The sequence below is a fragment of the Pseudoalteromonas sp. TB25 genome (assembly GCF_000497995.1).
Taxonomy (GTDB): domain Bacteria; phylum Pseudomonadota; class Gammaproteobacteria; order Enterobacterales; family Alteromonadaceae; genus Pseudoalteromonas; species Pseudoalteromonas distincta.
Genome location: NZ_AUTI01000321.1, coordinates 1 through 15,384, shown reverse-complemented (window position 1 = coordinate 15,384; position 15,384 = coordinate 1). Strand labels below are relative to the sequence as shown.

Genomic DNA, 15,384 nt, shown 5'->3' with positions numbered 1-15,384 from the left:
ATTTTTGCATGAGAGTCATTTAAGGCATCACTGGCAGTTAAGTTTTTAGTTATCACAACTTGCTAAATAACGTTGGCGGCAGGGTGGGAAGGTGAGTGGTGAATCAGCAGATTACCTTGTGTCAGTTGTAAGTATATTCTGGCATCAGAATAATCAACAGCGCTATTCTACTAGGCTTAGAGTACATATAAATGAGCAACACAAAATCCCATATCATATATTTAGGCCTGCACATAGTCCCTGTTAGTTAATAATTAATTTAGCGCGTAAAGTTAAGATTACATTTGATGCAATTTAAGTATGATGTGTTCTTAGGTGAAATACATATAATATACCCTTGTGCTTTATTTATTCTCAATGTGTTAAAATTGAAACTAATTAACTCTAATTGTATGTTTTTAATTACTTTAGTTTATTTAAAATAAAACTAAAGTGATTGTTATATAATCACCTGAGTTAAGTAAAATTACTTTTATACTTAACTCATAACTAAATAATTGGAAAATAGTGAATTTAGTCCTTGAACATAGGGGTCTGCATACGTTAATTTCTTCTTATCAGGTAATGTAGGAATGAGGAAAAATTATGTCATCGTGGAACCCAAATAGCTGGAGAGAGCTGCCAATACTGCAGCAGCCACAGTACCCAGATCAAGAAATACTTAAATCAGTTGAAGGCCAATTAAAAACGGCTCCGCCTCTAGTTTTTGCAGAAGAAACAAGAAGCCTATTCAAACAACTTGAAGACGTGTGCGAAGGTCGTGCATTTTTACTTCAAGGTGGTGACTGTGCCGAGTCGTTTAGCGATTTTAATGCCGCTAATATTCGCGATACATTCAAAACAATTTTACAAATGGCTGTTGTATTAACTTATGGCGGTAAATGCCCTGTAGTTAAAATAGCGCGTATGGCTGGTCAATACGCTAAACCTCGTTCAGCAGACTTAGAAACAATTAATGGCGTGTCTTTACCATCTTACCGTGGCGACATCATTAATAATATTGAGTTTACAGAAGAAGCGCGCATTCCAGACCCACAACGTTTAATGACTGCATACCATCACAGTGCCGCTACGTTGAACTTATTACGTGCATTTGCACAAGGTGGCCTAGCCGATCTTCATCAGGTTAACCGCTGGAACATGGGCTTTGTTGCTGCAAATCCACTTAAAGAAAAATACCAACAACTTGCAGATAAAATTCAAGACGCACTAGAGTTTATGGAAGTGTGCGGAATTAACTCTACAATTGCGCCAAGCTTAAAAGAAACCGATTTATACACTTCTCACGAAGCTTTACTACTTGGTTACGAAGAGGCACTAACACGTCGCGACCATTTATCGGGTGATTGGTACGATTGTTCTGCTCACTTTGTTTGGATTGGTGAACGTACACGCCAACTAGACCACGCACATATTGAGTTCTTTAAAGGCATTAAAAACCCAATTGGTGTTAAAGTTGGCCCAGGTATGGACCCAGACGACCTAATTCGTTTAATTGACGCATTAAACCCAGATAACATTCCTGGTCGTTTAACGCTAATTACACGTATGGGTGCAGACGTACTGCCAGAAAAACTCCCAGCACTAGTACGAAGAGTTCAACAAGAAGGCCGTAAAGTAATTTGGAGTTCTGATCCAATGCACGGTAATACTGAAAAAGCGACTTCAGGTTACAAAACGCGTAACTTCGATAATATCATGCGCGAGATCAGTCAATTCTTCGCTGTACACAAAGCTGAAGGTTCATACGCAGGTGGTGTTCACCTAGAAATGACAGGTCAGCACGTAACAGAATGTACAGGCGGTGCTTACGGTTTATCTGACGATGACTTAGCACAGCGTTACAAAACACAGTGTGATCCACGCCTTAACGCCGACCAAGTATTAGAGTTAGGCTTTTTAGTCGCTGATTTACTAAAAGACGCACGTAAATAATATTTATTGATACAAAAAAAACCGCTTAGTTGCGGTTTTTTTATTTCAAATTTGATGAGTAAGTCAGTACTTACGTCGCTCCAAGTCTGTCTCTATCAGTATTTTTGCAGAAATCTCTTCAACAGAATGATGCGTAGAATTAAAGTAAGCTATTTTGTGACGCTTATACAACATTTCTACTTCGCGCACCTCAATACGGCACTGTTTAATTGAAGCATACTTAGAGTTAGCCATACGTCGATGCCTTATAGCCGCAAGCCTCTCAGGGTCAATCGTCAGTCCAAATAACTTATGTTTATAAGGGACTAAACATTTAGGCAAACCTTCATTATCTAAATCTTCTTCTGTAATAGGGTAGTTAGCCGCTTTAATGCCGTACTGCAGTGCTAAGTATAAGCTTGTCGGTGTTTTACCACTTCTGCTAACGCCAATTAAAATGATGTCTGCTTCGGAAAAGTTTTTAATATTTCCACCATCATCATTCATAAGAGCATAGTTAACCGCATCAATTCTAAAATCATAACTTTTTTCGTGGATAGAATGCGTACGATGCATTTTTGGAACAGGGGCTACATTGAGCTCTTTTTCTATTTTTTCGCTATACGTAGTTAAAAAATCATACGTAACTGCATCAGCCGATTTTATAATTTCACTTAAATTGTGATTTACAAAAGTAAAAAACACGAAAGGCTTTTCACCTGTTTTTGCAGCGGTTGCATTAATTAAAGCTTTAATTTCGTGCGCTTTTTCTTCAGTTTCTACAAATGGAATTGTTTTATGATTAAAATCGATAGGAAACAACGACAAAGTCGCATGCCCAAATACCTCTGAAGTAATTGCTGTTCCATCTGATATATAAAAAGCAGTTCTCATAATTAACCTTTTTATTGCGTTTAAATCCCTAAAATGGGTTTCCCACGGTTTACGTGAGGACTGTTGCCAGTGTAGAATGATGACGACCTTTATAAAAGGTTTTCTTTCTTAACTCTCACAGTTAGACCTACAATTTGTTTTTTTTGGAGAAAGATCCGTGCAAGAATACGTTCTCTGGTATCAAGAGCTTGGTATGCAAGATGTTCCTCGAGTTGGCGGTAAAAACGCGTCACTTGGCGAAATGATTTCAAACCTCGCAAACGCAGGTGTACAAGTACCGGGTGGTTTTGCAACTACCGCAGATGCTTTTAATGAGTTTCTAGATCAATCAGGACTCACCGCCAAAATTCATGACATCCTAGATACACTTGATGTTGATGATGTAAATACACTCGCTAAAGTCGGTGCCGATATCCGCCAATGGATAATCGACACACCATTCCAACCAAACCTAGATCAAGCCATTCGCGACGCATATAGCCAACTCCATGGCGATACTGCAGCAGATGTTTCATTTGCAGTACGTTCATCAGCTACCGCTGAAGATATGCCAGATGCATCATTCGCAGGCCAACAAGAAACTTTCCTTAACGTTGTCGGTATCGATTCAGTCATGGTCGCTATTAAACACGTATTTGCTTCATTATTTAATGACCGTGCAATCTCATATCGTGTTCACCAAGGTTACGATCACCGTGGTGTAGCGTTATCAGCAGGTATACAGCGCATGGTACGTTCAGATAAATCAGCATCTGGCGTAATGTTTAGTATTGATACAGAGTCTGGTTTTGAAGACGTTGTATTTATTACATCAAGCTATGGCTTAGGTGAAATGGTTGTACAGGGCGCGGTTAACCCTGATGAATTTTATGTTCATAAACCAACACTCCTTAAAAACAAACCTTCAGTAGTACGTCGTAATATTGGTTCTAAAGCCATACAAATGATTTACTCAGAAGATAAAGCACATGGTAAGCAAGTAGACATCGTTGATGTTGACCCTGAGCTTTCTAATAAATTTTCGATTACAGATGAAGAAGTGCAAGATCTTGCCAAACAAGCTGTAATCATTGAAAAACATTACGGTCGTCCTATGGACATCGAATGGGCAAAAGACGGAAACGACGGCAAACTATATATAGTTCAAGCACGTCCAGAAACTGTCCGCTCAAACGAAGACTCAAACGTAATGGAACGTTTTCAATTAAATGGCACAAGTAATGTACTTGTTGAAGGCCGTGCAATTGGTCACAAAATTGGTAGCGGTGTTGTACGTGTTCTTGATTCAATCAAAGAAATGGACCAGGTACAAGTAGGCGACATTTTAGTAACCGATATGACCGACCCTGATTGGGAACCAATCATGAAACGTGCAGCAGCGATTGTTACAAATCGTGGTGGCCGTACGTGTCACGCGGCAATAATTGCACGCGAACTTGGTATTCCAGCAGTTGTTGGTTGTGGTAATGCAACTGATTTAATTAAAGCGGGCCAAGAAGTAACAGTATCGTGCGCCGAAGGCGATACCGGCTTTATTTACGAAGGTATTTTAGATTTTGAAATACTAACGTCACGCGTTGATAAAATGCCAGAACTACCAATGAAAGTAATGATGAACGTGGGTAACCCCGATCGCGCCTTTGACTTTGCACGCTTACCGCATGCAGGTGTTGGCCTTGCGCGAGTTGAATTTATTATTAACCGTATGATTGGCGTTCACCCTAAAGCGTTATTAAATTTTGATGCGCAAACCGATGCATTAAAAGCAGAAATTACTGACATGATTGCCGGTTACGAATCACCAGTAGAGTTTTACATAACAAAACTGGTTGAAGGTATTTCAACGCTTGGTTGTGCTTTTGCACCGGAGCGTGTAATTGTGCGTATGTCTGATTTTAAATCAAACGAATACGCAAACCTAGTTGGCGGCCAGCAATACGAGCCTGAAGAAGAAAACCCAATGATTGGTTTTCGTGGCGCCGCACGTTATATCTCTGAAGACTTCCGCGATTGTTTTGCACTAGAATGTGAAGCTATAAAACGCGTAAGAAACGACATGGATATGGCAAACATTGAAATCATGATCCCATTTGTACGTACCCTTGAAGAAGGTAAACGCGTAATTGAATTACTAGAAGAGCATGGCCTTAAACGTGGTGAAAATGGTCTTAAAGTAATCATGATGTGTGAGCTGCCTTCAAATGCATTACTTGCTGATGAATTTTTAGAAATGTTTGATGGTTTTTCTATCGGCTCTAACGATTTAACACAGTTAACGCTTGGTCTTGATCGTGATTCAGGTTTAATCGCACATTTATTTGATGAGCGTAACCCAGCAATTAAAAAACTACTTTCTATGGCAATTAAAACAGCTAAAGAAAAAGGCAAGTACGTAGGTATTTGTGGTCAAGGTCCTTCAGATCACGAAGACTTTGCTGCATGGTTAGTAGAGCAGGGCATTGACTCTGTTTCACTCAATCCAGACACAGTAATAGAAACATGGTTATACCTAGCTAAAAAATTAGCAAAGTAATAAATAGGTAAGCTATAAAAAATGCCAGCAATGTATTGCTGGCATTTTTTTATACCCAATTAAAAGTTAAATTAACGGGCTAATTTTTTATCTAAATAAGCACATGATTTAGTTAACGCCTTTTGGCAAAGTGATAAGTAATGTCGCGCTTTAGGGTAATAAAACGAAAAACACAATAAACCCGCCATAAAAAATATAAGTGATGGTCCTGGTACAACCGCAAAAAATAACCCTAGTAAAATAAATAGCACGCCACTGATCTGTAATAGTAATTTTTTCATATAACACACCTCATTACTCGTTAACTTGAGTATAATTTAAGCTGCATTAAAATCGACTAAAAGAGTGTTACAAACTGTAAAATCTTCAATTTCTATTCGCCATCACCATGATATAATTAGTCAAATGCCCTAAAATATCGCCGTCATGATAGCAACAATTACACAGCAAGATGCCGCGACAGAACTTGTCGCAAATTACCTAAACACCATTGCAAACCAAGGTTTTAGTGGAGATACCGATGCAAGTTATGCAACGCGTATTACTGCTTCAACCGATAACAGTGTGTATCAGGAAATACCCCAAGGTGTTATTTTTCCAAAAAGTGAAAAAGATATTCAACTCGCACTGCAAACTGCATCTCGCGACCCATTTTTATCTTTAACTTTTGGCCCTCGTGGTGGCGGAACAGGTACTAACGGTCAATCGTTAACACCAGGTATTGTTGTAGATTTGTCTCGCTATATGCGCGAAATCCTCGAAATAAATGTAGAAGAAGGCTGGGTACGCGTTCAAACCGGCGTAATAAAAGATCAACTTAATGACTTTTTAAAACCTTATGGTTTTTTCTTCTCGCCCGATTTATCTACTAGTAACAGGGCAACTATTGGTGGCATGATAAGTACTGACGCCTCTGGGCAAGGTTCGTTAGTTTACGGAAAAACAAGCGATCATGTTTTAGGGCTTACAACTTATTTAGTCGATGGTACACCTATGTGTACCTCACCAATAAACATCGACAAAGCAAAAATTATAGCCGAGCAAGACTCTCTAATTGGTAGTTTATATAAAACAGTTTTAAATATTTCAATTAATGAACGCGCTGCTATTTTAGCTAAGTTTCCACGGTTAAATAGGTTTTTAACCGGCTACGACCTAGAGCATGTGCTAAGTGATGACTTACTAACTTTTGATATGAGCCGACTAATAACAGGTTCAGAAGGCTCATTAGGTATAGTAACTGAAGCTAAATTAAACCTAACGCCTATTGCCGAATTCAAAACGCTTATTAATATCAAGTACGATAGCTTTGACTCAGCACTTCGTCATTCACCGTTTTTAGTTGATGCACGCGCAACATCGGTAGAAACCGTAGATAGCAAAGTTTTAAACTTAGCGCGTGAAGACATCATTTGGAATTTAGTATCGGACTTAATAACCGACGTGCCAAATAAAGATATGCAAGGCCTTAACATGGTCGAGTTTAATGCAGTATCAAACGATGATATAAAAGACAAAGTAGACACACTTTGTAAGCTTCTAGATGAATGCGTAGCAAAGCAAACTAATGGCGTTATTGGATATCAGTTAACCAGTGATAAAAGCGATATACTAAAAATTTACGCAATGCGTAAAAAATCAGTGGGTTTATTAGGTAATGTAAAAGGCACTCAAAAACCACTCGCCTTTGCAGAAGATACCGCTGTACCCCCTGAAAATTTAGCAGATTATATTGTCGAATTTAGAGCATTACTCGACAGTCATAATTTACAATATGGTATGTTTGGCCATGTTGATGCTGGGGTTTTACACGTACGCCCAGCACTTGATATGTGCGACCCAGAACAAGAAAAACTACTTAGAACTATTTCAGATCAGGTAGTAAAACTAACCGCTAAGTACGGTGGTTTAATGTGGGGCGAACACGGTAAAGGTTACCGAAGTGAATATAGTCCTGAATTTTTTGGTGAGCATTTATATACGCAACTTCGTAAAATAAAAACAGCTTTCGATCCTAACAACCGCATCAACCCCGGTAAAATATGTACTCCTATCGATAGTGAAGACTCACTAGTTAGTGTTGATGGACAAAAGAGATCGCACTTCGATAAGCAAATATCAATAGAAGTTAAAACCAGTTTTAACAATGCAATGACCTGTAATGGTAATGGCATATGCTTTAATTACGATGAAAATTCACCTATGTGTCCATCGTATAAAGTAACTGGCGATCGTCGTAATTCACCAAAAGGACGCGCAAGTTTAATGCGCGAATGGCTTCGTTTACAAGAGTCAAAAAATGTAGATTTACTCGAAGTAGAAAAGCAGCTTAACAAAGGTGAAGTAATCACCTGGTGGGAACGTTTTGTTCACAGCCGCGAAAAACGAAAAGGTATTTACGACTTTTCTCACGAAGTAAAAGCGTCAATGGATGAATGTTTAGCGTGTAAAGCATGTACAACTGCCTGCCCAATTAAAGTAGATGTTCCTACTTTTCGTTCGCGCTTTCTAAATTATTATCATAGTTATTATGCGCGTCCGCTAAAAGATTACCTTGTTGGTAACATAGAGAACAGCGCGCCATTAATGGCAAAGTTTGCAAAAGTTATAAACCCAATTGTTAAAACATCATTAGTAAGCAATGTTATTAAAAAAACAGTTGGCTATGTTGATACACCACAGTTAAGTATTCCTGCACTTTCAAAGCGTGTTACTAAAACACAAAAATTTGATTTTGATTTATTAAATAAATTAAATGCAGAGCAACAAAGTGAATATGTATTAATAGTACAAGACCCATTTACGAGCTTTTACGAAGCGGAATTAGTAGAAAGTTTTATTGCTTTAATAATCCAACTTGGCAAAAAACCAATGCTATTACCTTTTAAACCAAATGGTAAACCGCAACACGTAAAAGGTTTTTTGCATGAATTTAAAGTTACAGCTAAAAATGCAGCTGAGTTTTTAAATAAATTAAATGATATTAATGCACCGCTAGTCGGTTTAGATGCGTCACTCGTTATGTGTTACCGCGATGAATATAATACAATTTTAGAAAATAACCGTGGTGAATTTAATGTGCAACTTGCGCATGAATGGTTAGAAACACAATCGTTTAAAACACTCAGTGCAAAACAAAATACAGATACCGAATTTACATTATTGAGTCATTGTACTGAAACAACTGCACTGCCAAAAGCAGCAAATGTTTGGCAAACAATCTTCAGTGATATTGGTTTAACATTAAAAACAACAAATACAGGTTGCTGTGGAATGGCGGGGACTTATGGCCACGAAGCACAAAATCAAGATAACTCACGTGCGCTTTACGAAATGAGCTGGAAACCAATTGTAGATAAAAATAAACCTGAGCAACTTTTATCTACGGGCTTTTCTTGTCGTAGCCAAGTTAAACGTTTTGAACAATTTAAACCAAAACACCCAATTGAATTACTAGCACAGGTACTTAGCTAATAAAAGTTAAAAAAAAGGCGTAACTTAAAAATAAGTTACGCCTTTTTTTATTAATACCCATTCGCTTAATTAAATGATCGTTTTTGAGGCTGGAAAAACGCCTTGATACCTCGGCAAAAAATTCACTAATTTTTATAAAAGCTATTTAGATTTTTTAGCGAAACTGTCTGCAATTGGCTTTGTACTTATACCGTGAATAAATACACTAAACAAAATAGTCGTCATTGCTATTGTCGCTATTTGATATTTGTTTTCTATTTGCGTATCAATCACCATCAATGTAAAAACAATTGATGCTAATCCTCTTGGTCCAAACCACGCAAATGTAAAACGCTCTTTAATATTCAATGCCGTAAACTGCAGTGACAACATAACTGGAATTATTCTAATCAATGTTGTACTTAACAAAGCGTAAATTATAATTTCAGTATTTAATTTCGGAATAACTAAGTAAGCACAAACAAACCCGAACAAGCACCAAATCATTAGCGATGTAAAATCTGCAATGTGCTCTGAGTCTTCAATTAATTCTGTTCTAACTTCTTCAGTCGAAAATTTATCAAATAATAAGCCTGCAATAAACACCGCAATAAATCCACTGCCATGAAAATACTGAGTGACAGAAAAAACAGCCATAGCAAAACCGAGTAATAAAAATGGACTGGTATTTTGTGCAAAGTAATGACGTTTCATTGCAAAGTTTAAACTCGGTATAAAAACAGCGATACTTGTAATAGCTATTAATAGAGCCAGGCCAAGCTCTCGGCCAAACACACTTAATGTTTGTGTTGCAGTAATAGCTGAGTCAGGATTTTTAGCGAGTAATATAAATATTAAAAATATGGGCACACATAATCCATCGTTCAAACCACTTTCAGTATTTATTCCTTCGCGTATTTTTTCAGGCACTTGTGTACTTGCTAGTAACCCTTTACTTAATGCCGCATCGGTAGGTGTTAAAATAATAGCGAGCAACGCCGCTTGAATAAGTGAAAGCTCAGCAAAGAAAAATAAAGCAACAGCAATACCGAGTAATAAAGTTAAGGGTAGGGCAACAAACAACAGTAAACTAGGATACTGAAAACTATGCCTTAATACACTTAGCTTTGATTTAGCTGCATCAGAAAATAAAAATATACTTAGCGTAAGCTCTATAAATGGTAATAAAAGATCAACGCCTTCTTTTATTTTATTCCCTTCGTTGGGTAGCATTAAAGCTAAACATATTCCCCCAACAACAAAAAACATTGGGCCTGTTACTTCTGTTTTTTCTAACTGGCGAAGTGTTAAAGAATAAATTAAAAATAGTCCGCCTATAAATGATATTACTAAATACTCCATTAAATTTTCCTTTTAAGTCCTGATTTTGCTCGCTCTTTAATATTTGTTTGAATATAAATTTGATCGGTAGTCGCAATTTTAGAATGGCCTAAATCTTCTGATAAATGTTTGAGCGGTCTGGTTTGCGCATCATGTGTAGCACCAGTATGACGAAGCCAATGTGCAGTTGCAGCGCCAAGTTGTTCAGCGTCATCTTTAAAACCATCATCAAGTAATGATTGCTGAGCATAATCAAAACTTTGTTGAACTAAACGCCTAATTTGCCTTACGGTCATACCACCTTGACCGCGAATTTTATGAACTAACGGCTCAGATTCATCAACCCGAGGAAGGGCAGGTAGACCTCGATATAATCTGTATCGTTTTAAATATTCAACAAAATCATCACTTAAGGTTACATCTCGTAATTTATTACCTTTACCCATTATACGTAAAAACCAAAATCCATCATTATCTTGCCAAAAATGAGACATCACCGGCGACCATTGTGGGCGCTCAGATAATTCTGAAATTCGTAAATAAAGACCTTTTAAGCAGGCAAGCGTAAACAAATTTCGCTCAAAATCAGGGTTATGTTCGCATAAATCACGCGTTACACCAAAAACGTATTCCCATTGAATATCACTTAATGTATCAGGAATTTGAATTTGTGATTGAACAACTAAATACGGGCTATTTTTTTTAACAACAGGGACAAAGTTCGCGAATGTTTTTTCTTCGAGTAGGGCAAACTTATAAAATACATTTAAGGCAGTAAACATGGCCGATAAAGTTTGTTGGCTGGCAGTCGATTCTTTTAGCATAAAAGGGCGCCAATTTTGATTTAATCTACGAATTCCTTGCTCATCTTTATAACGCCATTGCACTGAAGTTGCAGCCCATTCTTTATCAGGTTCAACCATAAAATCAACGTAAGCTTCAACATCTTCACGTTTTAAATCGAATACTGATTTTTCTGCTATTAACCACGACCATAAATAAAAGCGTTCAAGTTCATTTCGAAAACGGCTATAAGTCGCTTCTGATTTTCTGCCATAAACATATAAAAACTGATATAAGAATGTCAGATCGGCTTTTGATTCAGTTACAGTCAAGCCAACTTCCTGTATAAAGGATGCAAGTTCTGGGTATTCTGAATTTAGAGTACCGTCATCTAGATGGGCAATTTGATATCTTAATTGTTTTAACGTATCAACCAAAGCAACAAGCATAATGTATAAATATTCAATTAAATAATAGGCTTACAGAATAACGTTAAAGTCCGATACTGTCTAGTATTGGACATAGTAAATCTCTAATTATTTTAATGCCGTGATTATTCTATGGTTGTTGGTTGCTATATCTTATTAAGGAAAACATTATGAAAAAACTAATTATACTAAGCATACTTGCTTTAACTGTTGCGTTAACTGGGTGTGCTACTACAGGTAGCGCATCACCAAGCGAAAAACGTTCACTTGTACAAAGTATGAAAACAAATACATTAGATAAATTATACGCTGAAAAACCTGATGTTAAGAAACAAATTGCTAATTCGGCTGGTTACGCTGTTTTTGATAACGCGAACGTAAATGTTGTTTTAGCCAGTTTTGGTGGCGGTTACGGCGTAGTTAAAAATAACCTTACAGGTAAATCGACTTACATGAATATGGGTGAAGCCGGTTTAGGGCTTGGTTTAGGTGTAAAAGATTTTAACGTTGTAATGGTTTTTCATAACCAAGCTGCATTAAATAGATTTATTGAACATGGTTGGGCTTTTGGCGGAAACGCTGATGCAGCAGCTAAATACGAAGATAAAGGCGGTGCACTGGTTGCCGAAGCGATTGCAGATCAAGTGACTGTATATTCTGTAACCGAAAATGGCCTTGCACTACAAGCTGTATTAAAAGGTACTAAGTTTTGGGTTGATTCAGAGCTTAATTAACCACCAAATTACTCTCCTAAAAGCGGGCTGGTTTGTATAATCACGCTCGCTTTATTAAAACCCATCTAATTTAACATAACGTAATTTATGGGTTGTGTTCTATATTTCTATGCTGAAGTATTCTACGTAAGTTTTTCATATTTCAATTCAAATAAATTGCTGTCAAGTTTACATTTATAGACATTTCTAAAATTTTCATAGCTATTATAAAACCTTCCTCTATTTCCAGATGCTAACTTAGTCCCCTCTATTATTGCTTCTTTCATTTTCTTTACATCTGAATTTACTCCTAAGTAAATTTTAGATATTTTACTTGGATTAACTTTAATTAAGAACATCACTTGATAAGCTTCATAATTTCTCCAAACTGAATTCCATCTTGAAAGGTCATTTTCACAAAACCCTGCTAGAAAAAACACATTAGATAGATCATTAATTTTTTCTCTTAAATCACCTTTATAACCCAGTGAGCTCAGTTTATTTTTGGTTTCATCTGAATTACCAAGTGTTATGACTTTATTGCAGTTCGTAAATGGTAGTGCAAATCTATATTCTTCCTTGTGCTTCCAAGATTCATGTTTACTAAAGAAATAATGTTTCGAAAAATTATTAACCTCTTCATCTGATAAAGTAGTGATATTTTTGCTATAGCTTCGCTCTCTATTATAAATAACATTGTTACTCAGGTAGGCTTCAATATCATTAGTTTTATCTATATCAAAAATAGAAAATGGATCTTCTTCATCAACTTCAAATTCAACTAATATACCTTTACTGTTAGTTGCATAGTTACCCCACATTGGCATACTTTCTTTATTTTTGCTTAAAGACACATAACCATATAAATCTAAATATGGATTTATATCTCTGTGCGAATTAAATTCTCTCCCACAAATTTTTATAGTCTCTTGGCTGACATCTTTTATTTTATTTATATCTATTCCTGTTGGTAAAACTTCAAAAGGATCATTCTGACTATTGTTCTGACTTAGCCTAAGTGTAGGCTCTGTTAAGAATGCCGTAGCAGCATCAGCAGATAAATATTTGTATAGTTTCATAAAATCTCCTTTTTAATTTCTTATTTATAACAAGTAACTAAATAAATAATCCTATCCCATTATATCTATGGTACTAAATAATTTATTTTCTAAATTTTTATCTAACGCTTCAGCCAACTTTTCTGTTTCACTAAAAACAGTATTCCAATATTTAATGCGTGTATCTGCATCAAGATCGGTAAAGTCGTTTCTGTCTGGAATTTTTCCGTACGGTAAGCTTGCTACAAATTCTTTTGATGGGGTGATCATTACTACTTTGTCGTAATTAAGTGGCGACACTTTACGTTTTAAATTTTTATCAAACCACCCTGCTTTTGGCTCTGAATTAAAATGCGGATATAAAATTAAGCCTGGGTTATTAATTTTTAAATCAAAGTGGTAATCGATAATTCCGCCGTCGCGATATATTCCTTGCGGCGAGCCTGCAATATTCTTTATGCCTTGCATAACAAGTGGTATAGAGCCCGATGCAAGTAATGCATCTTTTAAATTATTTTGAGTAAGCGCTATGTTTTGCGTTTTAAAATTGTAGCTGTCGGTAATTGATAAGTCACTTGTTGCTGGGCCAAATATAAAGCGCTCATACTGTGAGCCTAATAATTTTCGGTTAACGCGGTTAAGCATGTAACTTTTTGATAAACCCATTAACTGTATTAATTTATTTTCGCTGGCAATAAAGCCATTCGATTTTGCTACTATAAAGTGCGCTTTAAATATTGGGTTATTTATAATTTCGATTACGCCGTTATCGCCAAAAACATCTTCAAGTAATGCGCGCGCTTTTATTGTTATTTCATTTGGTGTTGGTTTATTACTTGAATATCGGGTTTGCGAATACGATTTTGCTAATCGCTCAATCGCAGCAACAGGATCGTTTTGTGCAAAACACGCAGAGCGAAAAGCGCCAGCAGATGAGCCAATTAAATTAAGTGGTTGGGTGCGGTTTTTAAAAAATTCACCAAAAATATATTTATCTAAGCCAAATAATGTAAACCATTTAGGACCGCCACTTGCACCTAAAAAAGAGGTGAAAAGTTCAGGTTTAAAGCCCTGTTCGTTAATAATTTTAGCCGCTGTTTTCCCTGCGTGAATCTCGATCATCTAAAAAATTGTGCCTTTTATTTTGGTTGCTTCTGTTATTTTTACAATACTGAAAGTGAATATTTATGCAAAGTAAAAAGCGGTTTTATGTTGCCATAAAACCGCTTTTTGTAGTTAAGTGTGCTGAACTAGTCCCAAATGCCGTCTTCGCATTTGCCCTGTACTTTTACATCTTTTACTTTAAATTCGGGCTCTAAACCTTTGTCTCTTTGTGCGTGGTAATCGCTCGTAACAGACAAAATAGTCGGCGTTAACAGTATAATAGCGATAACGTTAACCACTGTCATTAACCCTAAGGCAATATCGGCTAAATCCCAGACTTCTTTTAAGGTGGCCGACGCGCCCCACAACATCATTGATAAATAAAGCAAAGTGTAAATGCCGCGCCCTACTTTGTTGTCGAGCTTAAATAAGTGCAAGTTGCTCTCTGCATAGGCGTAGTTTGCCACTACCGATGTAAAAGCAAATAAGGTTATAGCGGCTGCTACAAAGTAAACACCACCTTGTGCTAAATGAGCGGTCATCGCGCTTTGTGTTAAACGAATGCCTTCCATTTCACCGCTTATGTCTATATCGGCTAATAAAATGATCACCGCGGTACAGCTACACAGTACTATTGTATCGAAAAATACGCCTAGCATTTGTATGTAACCTTGCGTTACAGGGTGATTAGGAATTGGGCTGGCACTTGCTGAAGCATGCGGCACACTACCTGCACCGGCCTCATTAGAATATAAACCACGTTGTATACCGTTTTTAATGGCTGCGCCCATTGCACCAGCCCCAGCTTCTTGTAAACCAAACGCCGATAAAAATATATCTTTAAGCATGGCAGGTACTTGCGTGAAATTTATAATAGTAATAATTACGGCAGCAAGTACAAACACAATGCCCATTATTGGCACAACACGCTCTGCAAATCGGGCAATTGCTTTAAAGCCACCGAGTATAATTGAGCCGGCTAGTACGGTAATGACCAGGCCTGAATAAAATGTAGGAACTTCAAACGCGTAATTAAGTGCGTCGGTAATTGTGTTAGTTTGCATTGCGCTAAACGTAAAGCCGTAACCTAAAAACAAACACGCGGCAAACACAATTGCAAATGCTCGGCTACCCAAACCTTGTTGAATATAATATGCAGGGCC

General features: G+C 37.0%; 11 protein-coding genes. 4 read left to right on the top strand and 7 right to left on the bottom strand.

The window, feature by feature from the left end:
• The first annotated feature begins 585 nt into the window (after positions 1–585).
• Complete coding sequence (locus L652_RS0112175; protein WP_024596521.1) at positions 586–1,935, top strand: 3-deoxy-7-phosphoheptulonate synthase class II; 1,350 nt, start codon at positions 586–588, stop codon at positions 1,933–1,935.
• 63 nt (positions 1,936–1,998) lie between these two features.
• Here L652_RS0112175 and L652_RS0112170 read toward each other — a convergent pair whose 3' ends face one another.
• Entirely contained in the window at positions 1,999–2,808 is an 810-nt protein-coding gene (locus L652_RS0112170; RefSeq protein WP_007583184.1) for a pyruvate, water dikinase regulatory protein, read from the bottom strand.
• 157 nt (positions 2,809–2,965) lie between these two features.
• On the opposite strand from L652_RS0112170, the gene ppsA reads away from it, so the two are divergent.
• On the top strand, positions 2,966–5,341 hold the full coding sequence (gene ppsA / locus L652_RS0112165) for a phosphoenolpyruvate synthase (protein ID WP_007378803.1): 2,376 nt from the start codon (positions 2,966–2,968) through the stop codon (positions 5,339–5,341).
• A gap of 71 nt (positions 5,342–5,412) precedes the next feature.
• Here the strand turns inward: ppsA and L652_RS0112160 are convergent, their stop codons facing one another.
• Positions 5,413–5,622 carry a PGPGW domain-containing protein gene (locus tag L652_RS0112160; RefSeq protein ID WP_024596520.1) on the bottom strand — a complete coding sequence of 70 codons (210 nt, stop codon included), beginning with the start codon at positions 5,620–5,622 and terminating at the stop codon, positions 5,413–5,415.
• Between the two features lie 145 nt (positions 5,623–5,767).
• Between L652_RS0112160 and L652_RS0112155 the strand changes: the two genes are divergently transcribed.
• Positions 5,768–8,815, top strand: a complete 3,048-nt coding sequence (locus L652_RS0112155; protein ID WP_024596519.1) for an FAD-binding and (Fe-S)-binding domain-containing protein — start codon at positions 5,768–5,770, stop codon at positions 8,813–8,815.
• A 141-nt stretch (positions 8,816–8,956) separates the two neighbouring features.
• Here the strand turns inward: L652_RS0112155 and L652_RS0112150 are convergent, their stop codons facing one another.
• Both L652_RS0112150 and L652_RS0112145 read right to left on the bottom strand, forming a co-directional pair.
• On the bottom strand, positions 8,957–10,156 hold the full coding sequence (locus L652_RS0112150) for a cation:proton antiporter (RefSeq protein ID WP_024596518.1): 1,200 nt from the start codon (positions 10,154–10,156) through the stop codon (positions 8,957–8,959).
• Positions 10,156–11,367: a site-specific integrase gene (locus L652_RS0112145; RefSeq protein ID WP_024596517.1), complete on the bottom strand. Its 1,212-nt coding sequence runs from the start codon at positions 11,365–11,367 to the stop codon at positions 10,156–10,158. The genes L652_RS0112150 and L652_RS0112145 overlap by 1 nt, the downstream gene beginning before the upstream one ends.
• Positions 11,368–11,516: 149 nt before the next feature.
• Between L652_RS0112145 and L652_RS0112140 the strand changes: the two genes are divergently transcribed.
• Entirely contained in the window at positions 11,517–12,080 is a 564-nt protein-coding gene (locus L652_RS0112140; RefSeq protein ID WP_024596516.1) for a YSC84-related protein, read from the top strand.
• 122 nt (positions 12,081–12,202) lie between these two features.
• On the opposite strand, the gene L652_RS0112135 is transcribed toward L652_RS0112140, so the two are convergent.
• From L652_RS0112135 to L652_RS0112125, 3 genes are all read right to left on the bottom strand, one after another.
• A complete protein-coding gene (locus L652_RS0112135) occupies positions 12,203–13,138 on the bottom strand; it encodes a DUF2971 domain-containing protein (RefSeq protein ID WP_024596515.1) in 936 nt (311 codons plus the stop codon).
• A 51-nt stretch (positions 13,139–13,189) separates the two neighbouring features.
• The gene (locus L652_RS0112130) at positions 13,190–14,239 is read right to left on the bottom strand and encodes a patatin-like phospholipase family protein (protein ID WP_024596514.1); all 1,050 of its coding nucleotides are present in this window, start codon (positions 14,237–14,239) and stop codon (positions 13,190–13,192) included.
• 128 nt (positions 14,240–14,367) lie between these two features.
• Positions 14,368–15,384: alanine/glycine:cation symporter family protein (locus L652_RS0112125; protein WP_024603475.1), on the bottom strand; the 1,017-nt coding region annotated here is incomplete at its 5' end.

Excerpts from the sequence above, each read along its gene's own strand:
- L652_RS0112170 (WP_007583184.1), bottom strand. The coding sequence starts at position 2,808 with ATGAGAACTGCTTTTTATATATCAGATGGAACAGCAATTACTTCAGAG.
- L652_RS0112175 (WP_024596521.1), top strand. The coding sequence starts at position 586 with ATGTCATCGTGGAACCCAAATAGCTGGAGAGAGCTGCCAATACTGCAG.
- L652_RS0112155 (WP_024596519.1), top strand. The coding sequence starts at position 5,768 with ATGATAGCAACAATTACACAGCAAGATGCCGCGACAGAACTTGTCGCA.
- L652_RS0112160 (WP_024596520.1), bottom strand. The coding sequence starts at position 5,622 with ATGAAAAAATTACTATTACAGATCAGTGGCGTGCTATTTATTTTACTA.
- L652_RS0112145 (WP_024596517.1), bottom strand. The coding sequence starts at position 11,367 with ATGCTTGTTGCTTTGGTTGATACGTTAAAACAATTAAGATATCAAATT.
- L652_RS0112150 (WP_024596518.1), bottom strand. The coding sequence starts at position 10,156 with ATGGAGTATTTAGTAATATCATTTATAGGCGGACTATTTTTAATTTAT.
- L652_RS0112140 (WP_024596516.1), top strand. The coding sequence starts at position 11,517 with ATGAAAAAACTAATTATACTAAGCATACTTGCTTTAACTGTTGCGTTA.
- L652_RS0112130 (WP_024596514.1), bottom strand. The coding sequence starts at position 14,239 with ATGATCGAGATTCACGCAGGGAAAACAGCGGCTAAAATTATTAACGAA.
- L652_RS0112135 (WP_024596515.1), bottom strand. The coding sequence starts at position 13,138 with ATGAAACTATACAAATATTTATCTGCTGATGCTGCTACGGCATTCTTA.